Here is a 16718-nt window from a genome sequence, read left to right on the forward strand (position 1 = left end):
TTTCGCGGGAATCGCGATCGTGAGAGAGGTCCGTGGGAAAAAACGTCCAACATCGGGGAACCAATTTTCACTTGGTACCGGCGCTCCGGGGAACTTCTTCATGGCACGGGCCGGACCCGCGACACGGCGCAAGTCGCACACCGTCCTCGCGCATATTGCCCGCATTCGCCGCGTTCCCTCGGACATGATGCCGTCGATGGGCTCATCCATGTTTCCACAAGTTGCCGCATGCGCCCGCCCATGGTCTCGAAAAGCCCCATGAACCGCACGGTAGACCGCGCCCGCCGGGCCACGATCGTTTCATCTCATCGCCACGCAACTAGATAACATTTCCCAAGGGTTTTGACACCCTTTCTCTGTCGTCGATTCCGACCGGGGGGCGAAGTGTCGGGGGGAAGCGATTCGATTGCTCATTGGCGATTCGCGTTCAAGGTCGCCGAAGAGGGGATCGTGGGGATATGCGCCGCAGACCTCCCACGGCGCATTTAAACGCCAATGCGGGTTCGCGCTGCCGCAGTTCAAAATGAGAAACCCGGTGGACAATCTTTCCACCGGGTTGCAAAGAGTTCGGACGATGGTACCGCCGCTGCCGGCTTCCGTCCGTCAAGCGTGTCCCAGAAGGCGCATCCGTTCATCCGCCGCGGCGATGCGCTCCAACTCGAGCTCCGCCCTGAGCTCACGGAGCCTCGTCAGTTCCTTTTCCGCTTCAGTTCTCGCTCTTTCGTCGGGCGCACCCTCGGCGGCGAAATGACGCAGGCGCTCCTTGAGGGCCCTCGCCCGCTCATGTGCCTCGCGGATCCTTCTCAGCACGGCCTGCTCGCGTACCGTGAAAACGGCCTTGCGCTGAGCGCACCCGTACTCTTCCTCATATTCGCTCTCCGGCAATCGACAGCAATCGCAGTCGACCGAAGCCATCTTCAATTCGTTTTCCATTGCCCTTACTCCCTTCCATGATGCCGCGCACCGTTCATCGTTGAATCCATCGGGCGAATGCCCGTTTTCCTGAGGGAATCTCCCGTGATCCAAAGATAATGCCTGCACCGGCGGAATGCCATGGACACGCATGCTCCGATTTCCGCGGTTTGATGCCGGCTTGCTTTCGATGCGGTAACATTGAGCGAGGGCGTGCCCTGCCCCGGAATTCAACGAGCCATGGAAGGAACGGGGCTTACCCTCCTCGGACTCGCCTTCCGCCGATCCCTTATTCCGCGATCTTCCCATTGAAGGCGAACAGGACGGAGGCCGGACGAGAGTCGAACAGGAGTTGCGCAAGGCGGGAATGGGTTCGAGTGATTGCGGCACAAGGGCGGCAGGACCCGAAACGGGCGGCCCGGGCCGAGCCGATGCGACGCGCGAGTTCCCTCGCAGCCGTGAAGGCCGATCAGGGCTTCATGTCCCGAGGTCTCATCGATCGTGCATGGAGAGCCTTGAGCTACATGCTCTTGAGGCAGAGCTCCCGGTACTTGCACGTGAACTGATCGCAGAAGTCGGCGGCCTTGCCGAAGCAGTCGAAGTTGCCTTCCTTTGCCTGCCGCTTCCGGTAAATGGGCGTCAGGGCATCCTTGAGGCATGTGCCGCACAGCCCGTGGGAGTACCCGTCACGTTCCGGTTCTCCCTCACCCCAGGTCAAACTGCATCGTATGCACTGGTACTTCATGCCACGTCCTCATGGAGCCTGTTCCGGCCCCGACGGCAAAGGGCGCCGACACACGCTGCGGGTCGTCCGGCTCCATGCCGGGGTTCCTGCCTTCATCGCTCAACGCACTCCCGCGCGGGTATCGAATCCTGCCTGCCGCTGGAAAAGGAGACTACCGCGACAGATACAAGAGCAAAAGGCATGCCACGAGCGGACGCCCCGCCAAGAGCCATTCCGCGGTGTTTGCGCGGCAACGTTTGAGCCGATGTTACAAATTTTGCACACACGGGTTACAATTCTTGTCATCGGAGGGGGAATCTCTCATGCGGCCGTCCGGAAGGCTTCCATGAGTTGAAGAAGGAGCCGGGGAACGGATGGTTGGCGGGAAGAGAATCGGGCGTGGTGTTGTGGTCCGGTTGCTCGCACGCAGAGGTGGAGCGGATCATGCCCCCACCGACGCCAAGGCCGAAAAGGCGCGTTCCACTGGAATTGCACGGAGGAATCAGTCCTGCCCGAGGAGTTCCGAAACGATCTCCGCCGCTTCGCGAACCGCGACGGCGCAAACCGTGATGATCAGGCGTTTTTCTCTGGCTTCGGCCATGCCCTGCGGAGTCGAGATATCGCAACCGAGCAGATCGCGGCACATGATGGAGCCGCAGCGGGCGCGGAAGGCGTCCGCAAACCGGTTGGCCGTGCGGTAGCATGCCTCCTTGGCTCTCTTGTCTCCCCGGCGGCAATAGCCGTGTCGGAGGCCGAGCGCCATCATGGCGCCGGAGACCGCACCGCAGACTTCGCCCATGCGGGCCATCCCACCGCCGAATGGAGCGGCGAGTTTCAATGCGTCTTCCTCGGATATTCCGAATCGGGGTGCGAAAGCGGCCAGCAGCGCCTGGGCGCAGTTGAAGCCTTCGTTGAAGCGGGAAAGGGCTTTCTCGATTTCGTGGTTCATGGGGAGTTCCTCGGAGTCCGGGTGCCACTGTGCGTTCGAATGAGCGAAGCTTTCCAGCCGGGAAGACCCGCGGCATCGGAGAACCCGTTTGCCGTCGGATTTAGAGCATGCAATTCCTGGCCCGTACCTGGTACCTCTCGTAGACGTCGACGGCCAGGGCGGAGATGGCTGAGGCCATGGCTTCCTTTCCCGGCAGCGTCAGTGGTGCGGGGACGTCGAGCTTCTCGAAGGACACAGGTTTCAGATAGAGCTTCTGGTCCAGGGAGGCCAACTCCAGGGACGTGAAATTCTGGCCGAGGACCTTTTTCATCTCGATGGCCTGCATGTCCAGGCTTCTCAGGAATGCGAGAATGGCCAGCACATCGAAATTCTTCTGAAAAACGTCGATGTTGACGTTCACCGCCCGCACATTGCCGGCCAACTGATCGTATGCCGCGCAATACTTTTGCATCCAGAGGTGAAAGCGTCCATAGGCTTCGAGGACCAGCTTGCGAAACCTGGTCTTTTGCGTCAAACCGCCGACGCGCAGGATCGGAAGGGTGCGGGGAAGCTTGCGCCGAAGGTAGGCGGCCCAGAACGACGGGTCGGGCACCTTGAGCAACTCGGCCAGCTTCTGCCTCATGTCGTTTTCCAGCATCAGGTGGGACAGGCGGGTCAGGCGCCAGCCGGTCACTTCGGCCCGCAACCGCGCCTCCCGGGCTTGTTCGTCGATGTCCTCGATCTGGAGATCGACGAGGCGCCTCTCCCTCACGTAATTTTCAATGACTTCTTCTTTTACCTGACGAGTCAGGCTGGCAATCAGGTCGTCTTCCATGGGACGCACCCCGGAAAAAACGCCGGTTTGCCCCCGCTAGCCCTTCTGCAGAAGGTGCGTCCGGGGGTTGAGAGTGACTTCGGGAGATTCGCTGCAATACCGGTTGTCACGTTTCAGAATCATGATTCGAATCGCCTCGGTGCCCGGTTCGAGCAGCACGATGGATTCGAACAGATCGTCGGTCGTGTCGCACGGGTAAGGGACTCCGCGCTCATTCACCCGGGAAATGTGGCGGTGGGTTCTGGCGGACATCCAGACGGCCACGCCGTATCGTTTGGCAAGGTCCTTGATCTCCGCCAGGACCTTCCGGTCGGTGTTTTCGAAATCGAGCCCGTCGAGGACCACCACGGCAGGGTTGAACTTGGCCTGCTCCGTCAGGTTCTTGAGGCTCTGCTCGAGCTTCCCGGGACTGAACGTGCGGTTGAGGTAGGAGAGGATGAACCTGTGGGGTTCGATTTTTTGCTGCAACCGGGCAAGAGCTGCCGGAGGTTTCGCGGCCAGGGCGTTCCGTATCACTTCCAGGTACCACTGCTTGATCTTGTCGGGCATGATATCGATACAGACATGGAGAACCGGCCGGCCGCGCAGCAAATGCTCGAGAGCGATGTGAGTGAGGCAGGCCGTCTTGCCCGCCCCCGCGCGGGCCAGCAGTACACCGATTTCTCCAGGCCTGAGAGGGTTCCGCAACGCCATGTCGACCAGCAGGGTCGAATCCTGATTCATGGACTGTTCGGTAAGCATCCGAATATTCTCCTTAGAAAAGTGAGCGCTCCCGACGATCGCCTTTGGTGCTCTTCCTTGAGGACGGGCGCCGGTTGCGCGCCAGTTCATCATACACCAAGGTGCCGGAGCGGGAAGAAATTTCTGCGCCGCATCCTGCCGCTATTTCTTCCGGGTCTTCTCTTCTTCCTTCTGTTTCCGGGCGATTTCCTCGGCAATGCTCTTCGGGACGGGATTATATCGAGCAAATTCCATGGTGAATTCGGCCTTCCCCTGCGTGGAAGAGCGAAGCACCGTCGAATACCCGAACATTTCCGCGAGCGGGACTTCCGATTCAATGGACGAGAAGACTCCATCCTCCGAGGTGCTGACGATCATGCCGCGGCGCTGGTTCAGTGTCCCGAGCACCGCACCCTGATATTCGGAAGGGGTCTCCACGACCACGCGCATGATCGGCTCCAGGATGATCGGATTCGCCCTGGCGTAAGCTTCCCGGAAGGCGCCGACGGCCGCCTGCTGGAATGCCATGTCCGATGAGTCCACCGAATGCGCGGCCCCGTCGTTGATGGTGACCTGCACCCCGACTACCGGGAATCCGGCGAAGCCACCCCTGACGAGGCAGGCCTGGAACCCCTTCTCGCACGAAGGGATGTACTCCGTCGGGATGGCGCCTCCCGAAATGTTGTTCACGAAGTTGAAGTCCCCTTCGGCGTAAGGTTCGAGAAAACCGGCCACCCGCCCGTACTGCCCGGCACCGCCCGTCTGCTTCTTGTGCGTGTGGTTGAATTCGGCCCGGTGGGTGACGGTCTCGCGGTAGGCCACCTTGGGCATTCCAGTCTCGACCTCCGCCTGGTACTCCCGGCGCATCCGTTCCACGTAAACGTCAAGATGCAGTTCCCCCATGCCGCACACGATCGTCTCGTTCGTTTCATCGTCCAGGTAGGTGCGAAACGTGGGATCTTCCTTTGTGAACCGGGCCAGGGCCTTGCTCATGTTCATCTCGGCCTTCTTGTCCCTGGGCTTGATGGCGAGCGAAATGACCGGAGCGGGGACGTGTATGGACGTCATGGCGTATCGCACCCGGCCGTCCGTAAAGGTGTCACCGGAGGCGCAGTCGATCCCGAACAGCGCCACGATGTTTCCGGACACGGCGCTCTCGATGTCTTCCATCTCGTCGGCATGCATGCGGATCAGCCGCCCGACCTTGGATCTCTTGCCGGTGCGCATGTTGACGATGGTATCCCCCTTGGTGAGCCTCCCCTGGTAGATGCGAACATAGGTGAGCTGGCCGTAGCGGCTCACCTCGAGCTTGAAGGCGAGCATGATCATGGGCTGATCCGGGGCGTTCCGGAGCACAACCGGCGCCTCATCCCGGTCGAGATCGAAAGCGTCGTTCGTGGTTTCCATAGGGTTCGGAAGATAACGGACGACGGCGTCCAGCAACAACTGAACGCCCTTGTTCTTGTAAGCCGACCCCACGAGCACGGGCGTGAGCTGAAGGGACAGGGTTCCCGCGCGGACGGCGTCGTGGATCAATTCCTCGGTGACCTTGTCGTCAAGGATGGCTGCGGTCAAGTCGTCGGAAAACATGGACGCCGCGTCGAGCAACTCCTCGCGCTTCTCGCGGGCCAGATCGATCAGATCGGCGGGGATCTCGGATTCCACCAGGTTCTCTCCGCTGGGCCCCTCGAAGCTGACGGCCTTCATGGTGATCAGGTCGATGATGCCGCGGTGCTCGTTCTCCAGGCCGAGGGGAATCTGCAGGAGCACAGCGTTGTGGTTCAGCTTTTCCTTGAGCTGGCGGGTGACTCGGAAGGGATCGGCCCCGGTGCGGTCGCACTTGTTGATGAAGGCCAATCTGGGCACCTTGTAGCGGACCATCTGACGGTCCACCGTCACCGACTGCGACTGCACGCCGCCCACCGCGCAGAGGACGAGAACAGCGCCGTCAAGCACGCGCAGGGCCCGCTCCACTTCGATGGTGAAGTCGACGTGACCGGGAGTATCGATGATGTTGATGGAATGGCCGTTCCATGTGCAGTGGGTGGCTGCTGACTGGATGGTGATGCCGCGTTCCTTCTCGAGTTCCATGAAGTCCATGGTGGCACCCACGCCGTCCTTGCCCTTCACGTCGTGGATGGCATGGATGCGCTGGGTATAGAAAAGGATGCGCTCGGTCAGAGTCGTCTTGCCCGAATCGATGTGAGCGCTGATTCCGATGTTGCGCAGTTTGGTCAGATCGCCGTTGAACATGACTTTTCCTTAAGAGTTCCTTTCAAACATACCCGGGTCGCGACAATCCGATAGTCGGAGTGACAAATCGGAAAAAGAAAGCGGGCACCCTGCAGTGTGCCCGCTCGAAGCTACCCACTATAACGAACTGAGAAAAAAAAAGCAAAGGGAAAAATACACTTCCCGGAAAGAGCGCATCGATTCACGGCGTGCAAGGCCTGGCGTGCCGCACAAAAAAATCCCCCTCCAGGGAGGGGGATCTGACGAATCGCGTCTTGGGACTCTTGAAGCCGAAGCCCGGAGGCCGGCCCGAACTATTTCCTGGCCAGCTTGTCCGCCTTGCCTTTAGCAGAGGCGGGAGCCTTCGACGTGCCCTGCTTCTTCGGCTCAGCCTTGGAATCCTTGCCGCTCAGCCCGGCCTTGGTCTGAATCTTGGTGTCTTTGCTCTGCGAAGAGGAAGCCTTTGCCTTGGCATCCTTGGCATTCTTGATGCCCGCGGGGGCGGCGGCCTTGACCTGAGCCTTTCCGTTCTTCGTGGCGGCCGCGGAAGCGGACTTTGCGGAAGCCTTCTCTTTCGAGCTTCCCTTCACGGACTTGGTTTCCTTGGAAGCCTTGGTTGACTTGGAGGTCGCCTTGACGTCCTTGGAGCTTGCGCCGGTCTTGCCCCGGGACTGCTCCCCGGCGGCCGCATGGTTCTTGCCGGTGCTCTGGGATTTGGACGACGAGGCAGGAGAAAAGCGGGTCGGGCAGGTCTTGGCGGTCGTCTGAGCGAGCTTGATCTTTTGCCCCGGCTTTAGAGCCGTCCCCTTCTTGAGGCCGTTCATCTGGCAAAGCGCATCGATGCCGATGCCGGTCTTGCGGGAGATCTTCTGGAGGGTCTCACCCTTGCCCACGGTATAAGTGGCGGCGGTCGAACAGGTTGCGTTGTCGGATGAAAGGGAAATATTCCTGGATGACCGGGAACTCGGAGCGCCGGGAGAGGCGTCCGATACAACAGCATCCTGCGCCGAGGACGACTTTGCCATGGCCAGCTTGATCGTGTGGCCGGGTTTCAAGGCCCCCGGCTTCTTCATGCCGTTCATCCGGCACAGCGTCCTCACGTCGATCTTGTTCTTCCGGGCGATTTTATCGATGGTATCCCCCTTCTGAACCCTGTAGAGCGTGTAGGACGGGGTGGAGGGGGCTTCATGTCTTCTTGTGCGGGTCAGGCTCGACCGGGAGGGAGCAGAGGATATTTCTTCCCTTTCGGGAGTGGACACGTCCGATAGCACGTCCGCGCTGCGGCGCAGGGAGGCGTACTGAATGGGCGGAGTCTCCGCCACGAACCCGGGCTGGAGCGATTGGGCCAGATGCACGGAATCCACTTCGAAGCTGCGCTTGTAGAATACCAGACAGCTCCCTGGAGTCAGCGCGCTGCTGCCGGAGATGCGGTTCCAGCGACACAGGTCCCGGGAAGTCACGCCGAAGCTTCGCGCCAGGGCGTCCAGGCTCCGCTCGTTACCCTTCACGTAATAATTGACCTGCTTGGGCAGGTAGGACTGCTGCGCCATCTCGATGACAGTCCGCTTCTGGGTCTCTTCCTCTCCCACGTGAGCGGCCAGCGTGGACCAGGGAGTGAAAAAGCGAACGTGAATATGATCGTGGTGGTTTCCAACGTGCTGAATGAGCGATCCTCGGACGTTTCCGAACACGTGGTCGAGGTAGGCGGCGTCGGCTCCCTGGCTGACCGCATAATCATACAGAAGCCTCTGGACCCTGCGATCCAGAAAGATATACTGCACCCGCTGCGATCGAATGATGCCTTCAACGAGACACCACGTCTTGGGGACGTCCAGGTTCTCCTCGTTCATCGACACGAACTGGTCCAGCTTCCGGTTGCCCTTGGCATACATTCCGACATCGACGTCCCGGCCGTTCTGATGGGAACGGTGATTCATCGACCCGCCACCGTACTTGTACGAAAAATCGCCGATGTAAAGGTCGCACGTCTCCGGAAACCGCGTTCTCACGCCTTCGACGGCATCCAGCATTGCGCCGACGATTTCAGGGGTGGTGTAGGTACGCTCCTCTTCCCGCAGTTGGTAGCCGGGAAACTGAGTCGGAAATGGAATGCCGTTGACCAGGCGGCCGTTGTAGGGTTGGCCGTAGGAAGCCGTAACCGCCTCGGTTTGCTGAACAAAACCCGCACTGGAAAGCAGGAGAGCGAGCAGAAAAAACAGAAAAATATTCAACCACGGGCCAGCATTAAATCGCCGCATTGTTCCCCTCCTCGTTTCATCTCATTCGATCGATACCAACGACTGAGCCGTCACGTCAGGTCTCAGAGATGAGATGGTTCTCCCTAGCCCAGAAAGAGGCGCTCTGTCAAACGTTTTTTTCGCTCCCCGAGCCAGTCTGCCGTTGATTCGGGGTCTAACTACTTGAATGAACACACCAAAAAAATAAACGCACCGCGTGGGCGGTAGAATGGTCGATGAACGGCATTGATGGAACCCTATCAATTCGACGAAACCCGATTCCAAAACTCCATCGGCATTGTCAAGAAATCTCTTGAATCCTCCTCACGCAAGCACGACATGTGAGGAATACTCAGGTTTTGTGACAATCATGAATGAGGGATGCAAAGGAAAACAAATCATTCAATGCGAAACACTTGGCGACAAATAGCGAGTGGTGACGGGTTGAAGCCCCAGCATGAAGCTTTGCTATGATATTGATAGTATGGACTAAAATGGATGGCCGCCGAGAGCGCGCTCCGGGCGGCCTTGCGGGAGCGTGTCACCGGTCAGCCCTTGGCGTTGGCGTTTTCGGCGAGCCATCCGTAAGGATCCCCGAAGAAAATCACCTGACCGTCTTCGTTGCATGAAACGGGAAGGTATTCGATAATGATCGGAACGGGCGTGGCAAGCTTGATGAAAAGCTGGCGGTCCGAGGACAGGTAGGGCTCCGTCTTGTCGGCCAGGGGATTCTGGTCGTCCTTCAAGAGCAAATGGGCCAGATGTTTGGCCTTTTCCACCCGGATGCACCCGTGCGAAAAGTCTCTGCGCGTCCTCTGGAACAGGGACTTCTGGTTGGTGTCGTGCAGGTAGACGGCGTACGGGTTGGGGAATTCGAACTTGATCTGTCCCAGCGGGTTCTTGGGACCCGGTTTCTGGAACAGCCGCGGTTGTCCCCACGGGTACAGGGACGCCATTTGAACGTAGCCGTGCCTGGCGAAATACTGCGGGTCGGAACCTGCCTGGGCGTCCAGCTCCAGGCGAATACGGTCCGAAACGTACCAGCGCGGATTGATGATCACCTGCTCGATGTTGCTCGTGAGCGTCGGAGTCTGGTTTTCCCTCATCCATTTGCCCAGCACCTTGACCTTCTTGCCCGACGCCTTGCCCACGATCACGCGGTGGCTCGACAGTGATTGCCCGTCTTTGTAATATTCCAGGGCGAACTGGGGAATATTGATGCGCACGTACCTGTCGCTCCGACGGGTCTGGCTCTGGCGGAGGAGATTGATCCCGTGAGCGATCATCTCGGCCTTTTGTTTGAAAGGCATGTTGAGCCATTCGCGGGTCCGCTGCCCCACCGCTCCGTCGGGCTCGATCTGGTGCGCTGCCTGGAAACGCTTCACCGCCTGCTGAGTGGCGGCGTCGAAGGTCCCCGTGATCTCACCCCGGTAGAAATCCTCTTGCCGCAGCCTCTTCTGCAGATCGCGCACCGCGTTGCCGGACTCGCCGGGTCTCATTGTCGAGGGGGCCCGGACCTGCTGCTGCGTGGTGTTGGCGGCCAGGTCACGGTACCTTGCGAGAGCGTTCAGCAGCGGGCGGTAATGAGGCGACCTGGGTTCCAGGCGCTTCAGGTAATCGCTCATCGGAATCCGGCCCGAGAGCGCCTTGACCTGATCTTCTCCGGAGAACGGGTCCATCTGGCCGGAGAAGCGCACCAGCAGTTCCGCCAGTTTGACATCCGCTTCGACGGCAACGCGGAAGAGATTCCTATACCTCTCTTCTCTCGCCTTCACCACCGCGGGATTGACCGGCTGGATCCCGGGGCTGCCGGGCGCCGCGGGCTGGTCGCCGGACGGGACGGACAGATCGGCGATCGAGTCGGACAGGTTGGGGAGCAGCGCGCTGGCGGAATCGCGCGCCTGCTCGAGGTGCTTCACGTGCTGCCGGACTTCCTCGATGCGGAGCGGCTTAGGGTCCAGGGCCTCCTTCTCCGCCTCCCCCGCCCGCCGGAGAAGCGCATGCGCGCCCTGGGCGAGCTCGAACGTGGAGGTTATAAAGAAAGGCGTCCACCCATTCTCCTGGTAGGCTTGCAGGATGGTGTTCGGAGTGGGCGAGCCCAGCCATTCCGGCGGTATGGTCTCCCATATCGCGGACCGCCACCGAGGCGAAAGCGCCCCCTCCGCAGCGGAACCTCCTGGTGGGGCGGCGCCGTGTTCCTGCCGGCTCACCGCTTCACTTGGAACCGCATAACACTGGGACCCGCAGCACAAAAACAGGAGCACAAGAAGAACCGATAGAACGCGAGGTCTCTGAATGGATGGAGTACTCATGACTGTTCACTGTCCGCTATGTTTAAGGGTTCCACCGTGCACGCTTGCGCGTCGACCTTTTCGTGGAGCCGGTTCCGAGAGGAAGGATTCGATGCCGAAGCCCGGCGTATCGATGTTGCGCCCTCTTTCCCCCGGCAGATGTGGCAACGGTCGTCACCGCACTGCTGGCAAAAGTGGCAATCCGGGCAAGGATGCTTTCCCGGCGCCGCAAGCGAACGCTTTGCCGGTTCGAAGACCAGTTTCAGCCCGGCCACCGGTACGAAACACCCTTCCTCCTTCCGCTCACTGCTTCCCATGACACCTCCCGGCGTCAACCTCCAATTCGATCATCGACCAAAACACCTTGCGGCTTCACATTTTTTGCAGAGCGGGCGGAAACGGACATTGGCGCAACGCGTTGGGCCCTGCCCGGTCCGTTTCGAAAAAACCGCCTCTCGGACGGTCCGTGCCTCTCTCCTGCACCGAAATCAGATTGGAAGCCCCCGAGGGAGGCTGCGCTGCATCGCGCTCCGCAACCTTCCCGAGTGCGTGCCTCGCGTCAATACATGCCCCGGCCCGCGCGTGTTGCGGTCCATCCGGCGCATCCCCGGACTACGCCTGAAGCTTGAACCCTCCCCACTGAAACAATCGATCGGCACCCACTTGTCAAGAAATAATTAATCCTTTCCACTATAACAGAAATATGCTATTTGCAAGTCCCCTTTTAAGGAAAAACCTATGGCTCCGTTGACGGACCACGACTATTTCATGGGGATTGCCCTGGAAGAGGCGCTCGCCGGCCGGGAAGAGTCGGAAGTGCCGGTGGGTGCGGTTCTGGCCGGCCCCGGCGGGGAAGTCCTCGCGCGGGGGCACAACAGGCCCATCGCGCTGTGCGATCCCACGGCGCACGCCGAAATCCTGGTGCTGCGAGAAGCGGCCGCCGCGGCGGGCAACTACCGTTTGCCGGGGAGCGTGCTGTACGTGACCCTGGAGCCTTGTGCCATGTGCGTCGGGGCGCTGCTGCAGGCAAGGGTGCGGACTTTGGTGTTCGGCGCCCCGGATCCGAAGTCCGGTGCGGCCGGGAGCGTTGTGGACTTGACAAAGGTGGACGCTTTCAATCATTATGTCGAAGTGATAGGCGGTATTCGGATGGCCGAGTGTTCGGAATTATTGAAAAAATTCTTCCTCGACCGACGCCTGGAAGGAAAGCCCTGAACGAATGGAGAGGTACCGAAGTGGCCGTAACGGGGTCGACTCGAAATCGACTTGTCCTGTGAAGAGCAGGGCACGTGGGTTCGAATCCCACCCTCTCCGCCATTGTCGAACCGCCGCCCGGGCGGCGGCGATGAGCCCCCCCCGCGCGCAAAGAGGGGCCAAAGTGAATGGCTCCCGGTTCCCGGGGGGTCATCATGAAGAATGAAGAGATTATTCGGGAGAGATGTCCGAGAGGCTGAAGGAGCACGACTGGAAATCGTGTGTACGCCCAAAAGGTGTACCGAGGGTTCGAATCCCTCTCTCTCCGCCACCATATTCCGGAATTGCCGCTCCCGGGCGGGGGATTGCCCGGGAGACCCGGAGCCGGGTCCCTGAGAGTGCACCCCTTTTGCGTCCGATTGTGTGGCGCGGGACCGCCAAGACCCCATGTCCTACCTCGTGATTGCACGAAAATGGCGACCGCAGACTTTTGAGGAAGTGGTCGGCCAGCCTCATGTCACCCGGACTTTGCAGAACGCGATCCGCTCCAGCCGCATCGCCCATTCATACCTGTTCACCGGGGCTCGCGGCGTCGGCAAGACCTCCATCGCCCGCATTCTGGCCAAGGCGCTCAATTGCGAAACGGGGGTCACGCCCACGCCGTGCAACGTCTGTTCCAACTGCACCGAAATCCGCCAGGGAAACGCGGTCGACGTGCTCGAGATCGACGGCGCGTCCAACCGCGGCATCGACAGCGTCCGGGAGCTTCGGGAAACCGTGCGCTACCGGCCCGCGAAGAGTCGCTACAAGGTGTACATCATCGACGAAGTGCACATGCTCACCACGGAGGCCTTCAATGCGCTTCTGAAGACGCTCGAGGAGCCTCCCGAGCACGTGGTCTTCATCTTCGCCACCACCGAACCGCACAAGATTCCCGCGACCATCCTGAGCCGCTGTCAGCGGTTCGACTTCCGTCGCATTCCCTCTCACATGCTGGTGGATCACCTGAGGCACATCGCCGCGCAGGAGGACGTCGCGCTGTCCGAAGGCGTATTGTACGCCATCGCCCGGGAGGCAGACGGCAGCATGCGGGACGCCCAGAGCCTGCTCGAACAGATGCTGTCCTTCAGCAGGGACGGCTTGAGCGACGAGGAGGTCCTGGACGTCCTGGGGGTCATCGACCGGCGGAGCATCCACAGGACCGGGACGGCGGTGCTCGAGGGGGACGTGCGGACCTGTCTCGACGTGGTGGAGGACATCTACCGGCGCGGCATGGACATCAGGAGGTTCTGCCGGCAGCTGTGCGATTACTTTCGCAATCTGCTCGTGGTTGCCTTCGGGGAGGGCGACTCGCGGCGGCTGGACCTGCCCTCGGATGAGAAGCAACTGCTGGCCGAGGCGGCCGGCAAGACGACGCCCGAATCTTTGTATCTCTATTTCCAGACCGTGCTGAAAAGCGAAGAGGAGATCCGCCGATCCACCATCCCCCGGATAGCGCTCGAGATGCTGTTGCTGCGCCTGGCCAGGCTGCCGCGCCTCGAGTCACTGCAGGGGGTGCTCGACAAGATTTCCGCGCTGGAACAGGGCTTGAAGGGTGCAACCACCGGAGGGGGCGGGAGCTCGGCGGCGGTCCGCGACACGCGGCCTCCCGCGCGGGAGGCGGCCCGGGCCGCGCCGCCTCCGATGAGAGAGCCCCCCCCGCCCGGGACCGGGGCTTCGCACTCGAGCGCCGGCACCGGGCGTGATGCACCCGATCCGATCGTGCCCGAACCGGCGACCGGAGGCGAAACCATCCCCGACCTGCCGCGGATCGAAGGGGAGGCCGTGCCGTTGGAGGACTTGAGCGGCCGGTGGCCGGCATTTCTCAAGTGGCTTGAGCTCAAGGAACCGATCCTGGCGGCGAAACTGGCGCGCAGCCGGATCGGATCGGCCGCCGCGGACTCGGTGGAGCTGGAAGTCGTCGAGGTCTTCGAGGAACAGCTCCGGGAGCCTCAAACCGTCGCCAGGATCGGGGACGCCGCCGAGGCGTTCTTTCGAAGACGTTGTGCGTGGACGATCCGGAAAAAGCCGGAAGGGACCGGCCGCGGGGACACTCAAAGGGAAAAGAAGAAAAAGGCCTTGTCCAAACGGCTGGTCATGGAACACCCGGTGGTCCTGCAGGCGCTGGAAATCCTCGGGGGAGAACTGGTGGACATCCGGCGTCCGAAAACGGAGCGTGGCGAGCCGCGCTCAAGCCGGTCGAAGGCCGGGGAATGATGCCGCGGTGATTTGCGGGCCGGATGGCTTTGTGGGTTCTCCCCCGGGCGGGGATGAGGCCTGCGTTTTTCCACTGACGACAAGGGAATTTCCTCGCGGGAATTTCGTCGATTTCATTCAACGAGAGGAAGGATGGTCATGAGCAGAGGATTCAACCCCATGCAGCAGGTCAAGGCCTTGCAGGACAAGATGGCCAGGATGCAGGAAGAGCTGGCTCTCAAGACCGTGGAGGCTTCGGCCGGAGGGGGCATGGTCGCTGTGGTCGTGAACGGCCGGCAGGAAGTGCTGAGCGTGAAGGTCGATCGCCAGGTGGTCGACCCGGAAGATATAGAAATGTTGCAGGACCTGATTGTCGCCGCGGTGAACGACGGATTGCGCAAGTCCCAGGAAATGGCCGCTCAGGAAATGGGCAAGATCGCGGGCGGCTTGAACATCCCGGGCCTGAAGATTCCCGGGTTGTTCTGATTCGGTGTGCCGGGCTGCCGGCGTGTCGTTGGAATGCGCAATGATGTTCCGACTCGGTTTCACTCGGCGGCTATCCTTCCAACCAGCCGGGAATATGCCGGATTTCAGTCCGTTGCGAAGAAAGCGGGCGTCGCGGCGGGGAACGGAGAAGACCGTGAGTCGGGGGGGGGCCGGGGTCCCGGCCTTCGCGGAATAGACGATGATGACGCTCATGATCCTTCTCGGCGGGGCGCCCGATTATTCGCGGGGTTCCGGCTTTGGCGCGGTTTGCCCGTCGCTGGTCTTTGCATGAAAATCCCCTCGGCCCGGACGATTGATGTGTTTCGTTGCGAGTTCCCGGCTCATGGCCGTTTGTGAAAAGTGTAGGTTTGACCCCGGAGTCCATATGGTTTCGAGCGGCTACCCCCCCATTATGAACGACCTCATCAGGAGGCTGAGCAAGCTGCCGGGATTGGGAGAAAAGAGCGCCACCCGGATCGCCATGCATCTGCTCAAAATGTCGAGGACCGATGCCGAAAGCCTGGCGGACGCGATCCGGGAGCTGAGAAGTCGGATCCGGACGTGTTCCCGGTGTTTTCACTTCACGGATGCCGAGGAGTGTTCCATTTGTGCGGATCCTGCCCGGGACACCGGGGAGATCTGCGTGGTGGAAACCACCGCGGACCTGCTGGCGATCGAACAGTCCGGGGCATACCGGGGACGCTACCATGTCCTGCAGGGCGTGCTTGCGCCGCTGGACGCGGTGGGGCCCGACGACCTGCGTATCCGGGAGCTGCTCGAGCGCATCGATCGGGAGGGTGCGCGGGAAGTGATCATCGCCACGAACCCTAGCAGTGAAGGGGAAGCGACCGCGCATTACCTGCTGAAACTCCTGAAGGATCGCAACGTGCGGGTATCCCGGATTGCCTACGGCATTCCCATGGGGGGCGACCTCAAGTACACCGACCGGTTCACCCTGGAACGGGCTCTGAAGGGGCGGCAGGCGTTCTGAGGCTATGTTCATCTTTTCACTAAGTGAATCTTCCGCGGTGTCCGATTGTGAATCCGGTTGTTCATTTGTGCCCGGAAAAGCCGGACGGAGAAGAATGGGGACCGTATTCCCTTGCGACGAGTGGTGCCGCCGGTCTGTTTGCCCAGTGTTATCCAAGGTTTGACCCCTTCCCGCATGCCCATCGAAATGCATAGATTTGCAATTCAAGAAGTGAAATTTGGCGAAAAGAGTCGAAAAATGCCTTGACTTTTTTTTCACAAAGCTGGTAAGAAACATACCTTATAAAGGTATGTGTTGGTTCGCCGTAGATTGCTCGGTGTTGTGTGAGGGCTACCTGAGGTGAGCGCTTTGACTTGCAACGTTACTGTGGAGAGAGAACATGATTGAGATTCGTATTCATGGACGCGGAGGCCAAGGGGCCGTGACCTCTGCTGAACTGGCGGCCCTGGCTGCTATCGAAGAGGGGAAATACGCGCAGGCTTTCCCGAGCTTTGGTCCGGAACGGCGCGGCGCCCCCGTGATGGCTTTTGTGCGGGTGAGCGACAAGCCGATCGTAACCCGCGAAAAAGTCTACGAGCCGAATTACGTGGTGGTGCTGGATCCCACCCTGCTGAAGCTGGTCAACGTGGAGGCGGGGCTCAAGAAGGGGGGAATCGTCATCGTCAACACGGCGAAGAGCGCGGCGGATGTCCGCAAGGAGACCGGCATCAAGGCGAAGCTGGCTACGGTCGACGCCAGCAAGATCGCCATGGACACCATGCGTGTGACCATCACCAACACAACGATGCTGGGGGCGCTCATCAAGGCGGTTCCCGATCTGCTCCCCCTGAAGGCGTTGGCTGGTCCCATCGAACATCGTTTTGGCGGTATCGCCGCAAAGAACATTGCGTCGTGCAACCGCGCCTTCGAAGAAACCAAGGTGGAGGGTTAAGC

At 60.6% G+C, this 16718-nt stretch carries 13 protein-coding genes and 2 tRNA genes; 7 read left to right on the forward strand and 8 right to left on the reverse strand.

What is annotated here, in order from left to right; genetic code table 11:
* Window positions 1-603 precede the first annotated feature (603 nt).
* The 8 genes from SFUM_RS14410 to SFUM_RS14445 all read right to left on the reverse strand — a co-directional run bounded on the left by SFUM_RS14410 (window position 604) and on the right by SFUM_RS14445 (window position 10900).
* A complete protein-coding gene (locus SFUM_RS14410; protein ID WP_041440628.1) occupies window positions 604-933 on the reverse strand; it encodes a hypothetical protein in 330 nt (109 codons plus the stop codon).
* Window positions 934-1432: 499 nt separating this feature from the next.
* Window positions 1433-1657, reverse strand: a complete 225-nt coding sequence (locus tag SFUM_RS14415; protein ID WP_011699625.1) for a hypothetical protein — start codon at window positions 1655-1657, stop codon at window positions 1433-1435.
* Between the two features lie 481 nt (window positions 1658-2138).
* A complete protein-coding gene (locus SFUM_RS14420) occupies window positions 2139-2585 on the reverse strand; it encodes a C-GCAxxG-C-C family protein (RefSeq protein ID WP_011699626.1) in 447 nt (148 codons plus the stop codon).
* 100 nt (window positions 2586-2685) lie between these two features.
* Window positions 2686-3399, reverse strand: coding sequence for a hypothetical protein (locus SFUM_RS14425; RefSeq protein ID WP_011699627.1), 714 nt, complete (start codon window positions 3397-3399; stop codon window positions 2686-2688).
* A gap of 36 nt (window positions 3400-3435) precedes the next feature.
* Window positions 3436-4140 carry an AAA family ATPase gene (locus SFUM_RS14430; protein ID WP_041440630.1) on the reverse strand — a complete coding sequence of 235 codons (705 nt, stop codon included), beginning with the start codon at window positions 4138-4140 and terminating at the stop codon, window positions 3436-3438.
* A gap of 141 nt (window positions 4141-4281) precedes the next feature.
* Entirely contained in the window at window positions 4282-6372 is a 2091-nt protein-coding gene (gene fusA, locus SFUM_RS14435; protein ID WP_011699629.1) for an elongation factor G, read from the reverse strand.
* Between the two features lie 293 nt (window positions 6373-6665).
* Window positions 6666-8609, reverse strand: coding sequence for a penicillin-insensitive murein endopeptidase (locus tag SFUM_RS21910; protein WP_011699630.1), 1944 nt, complete (start codon window positions 8607-8609; stop codon window positions 6666-6668).
* Window positions 8610-9136: 527 nt separating this feature from the next.
* The gene (locus SFUM_RS14445) at window positions 9137-10900 is read right to left on the reverse strand and encodes a L,D-transpeptidase family protein (protein ID WP_011699631.1); all 1764 of its coding nucleotides are present in this window, start codon (window positions 10898-10900) and stop codon (window positions 9137-9139) included.
* Window positions 10901-11617: 717 nt separating this feature from the next.
* On the opposite strand from SFUM_RS14445, the gene tadA reads away from it, so the two are divergent.
* The 7 genes from tadA to SFUM_RS14485 all read left to right on the forward strand — a co-directional run bounded on the left by tadA (window position 11618) and on the right by SFUM_RS14485 (window position 16716).
* The gene (gene tadA / locus SFUM_RS14455) at window positions 11618-12094 is read left to right on the forward strand and encodes a tRNA adenosine(34) deaminase TadA (RefSeq protein WP_011699633.1); all 477 of its coding nucleotides are present in this window, start codon (window positions 11618-11620) and stop codon (window positions 12092-12094) included.
* Window positions 12095-12100: 6 nt separating this feature from the next.
* A tRNA-Ser gene (locus SFUM_RS14460) sits at window positions 12101-12196 on the forward strand.
* Between the two features lie 115 nt (window positions 12197-12311).
* A tRNA-Ser gene (locus SFUM_RS14465) sits at window positions 12312-12404 on the forward strand.
* A 116-nt stretch (window positions 12405-12520) separates the two neighbouring features.
* On the forward strand, window positions 12521-14329 hold the full coding sequence (dnaX, locus tag SFUM_RS14470; RefSeq protein ID WP_011699634.1) for a DNA polymerase III subunit gamma/tau: 1809 nt from the start codon (window positions 12521-12523) through the stop codon (window positions 14327-14329).
* A 132-nt stretch (window positions 14330-14461) separates the two neighbouring features.
* Complete coding sequence (locus SFUM_RS14475) at window positions 14462-14794, forward strand: YbaB/EbfC family nucleoid-associated protein (protein ID WP_011699635.1); 333 nt, start codon at window positions 14462-14464, stop codon at window positions 14792-14794.
* A gap of 385 nt (window positions 14795-15179) precedes the next feature.
* On the forward strand, window positions 15180-15785 hold the full coding sequence (recR, locus tag SFUM_RS14480) for a recombination mediator RecR (protein ID WP_011699636.1): 606 nt from the start codon (window positions 15180-15182) through the stop codon (window positions 15783-15785).
* A gap of 379 nt (window positions 15786-16164) precedes the next feature.
* Window positions 16165-16716, forward strand: a complete 552-nt coding sequence (locus SFUM_RS14485) for a 2-oxoacid:acceptor oxidoreductase family protein (protein WP_011699637.1) — start codon at window positions 16165-16167, stop codon at window positions 16714-16716.
* Window positions 16717-16718: the final 2 nt, after the last annotated feature.

It is taken from the genome of Syntrophobacter fumaroxidans MPOB, assembly GCF_000014965.1.
Lineage (GTDB): Bacteria > Desulfobacterota > Syntrophobacteria > Syntrophobacterales > Syntrophobacteraceae > Syntrophobacter > Syntrophobacter fumaroxidans.

Excerpts from the sequence above, each read along its gene's own strand:
- SFUM_RS14425 (WP_011699627.1), bottom strand. The coding sequence starts at position 3,399 with ATGGAAGACGACCTGATTGCCAGCCTGACTCGTCAGGTAAAAGAAGAA.
- SFUM_RS21910 (WP_011699630.1), bottom strand. The coding sequence starts at position 8,609 with ATGCGGCGATTTAATGCTGGCCCGTGGTTGAATATTTTTCTGTTTTTT.
- recR (WP_011699636.1), top strand. The coding sequence starts at position 15,180 with ATGGTTTCGAGCGGCTACCCCCCCATTATGAACGACCTCATCAGGAGG.
- fusA (WP_011699629.1), bottom strand. The coding sequence starts at position 6,372 with ATGTTCAACGGCGATCTGACCAAACTGCGCAACATCGGAATCAGCGCT.
- SFUM_RS14420 (WP_011699626.1), bottom strand. The coding sequence starts at position 2,585 with ATGAACCACGAAATCGAGAAAGCCCTTTCCCGCTTCAACGAAGGCTTC.
- SFUM_RS14410 (WP_041440628.1), bottom strand. The coding sequence starts at position 933 with ATGGAAAACGAATTGAAGATGGCTTCGGTCGACTGCGATTGCTGTCGA.
- dnaX (WP_011699634.1), top strand. The coding sequence starts at position 12,521 with ATGTCCTACCTCGTGATTGCACGAAAATGGCGACCGCAGACTTTTGAG.
- SFUM_RS14475 (WP_011699635.1), top strand. The coding sequence starts at position 14,462 with ATGGTCATGAGCAGAGGATTCAACCCCATGCAGCAGGTCAAGGCCTTG.
- SFUM_RS14430 (WP_041440630.1), bottom strand. The coding sequence starts at position 4,140 with ATGCTTACCGAACAGTCCATGAATCAGGATTCGACCCTGCTGGTCGAC.
- SFUM_RS14445 (WP_011699631.1), bottom strand. The coding sequence starts at position 10,900 with ATGAGTACTCCATCCATTCAGAGACCTCGCGTTCTATCGGTTCTTCTT.
- tadA (WP_011699633.1), top strand. The coding sequence starts at position 11,618 with ATGGCTCCGTTGACGGACCACGACTATTTCATGGGGATTGCCCTGGAA.
- SFUM_RS14485 (WP_011699637.1), top strand. The coding sequence starts at position 16,165 with ATGATTGAGATTCGTATTCATGGACGCGGAGGCCAAGGGGCCGTGACC.
- SFUM_RS14415 (WP_011699625.1), bottom strand. The coding sequence starts at position 1,657 with ATGAAGTACCAGTGCATACGATGCAGTTTGACCTGGGGTGAGGGAGAA.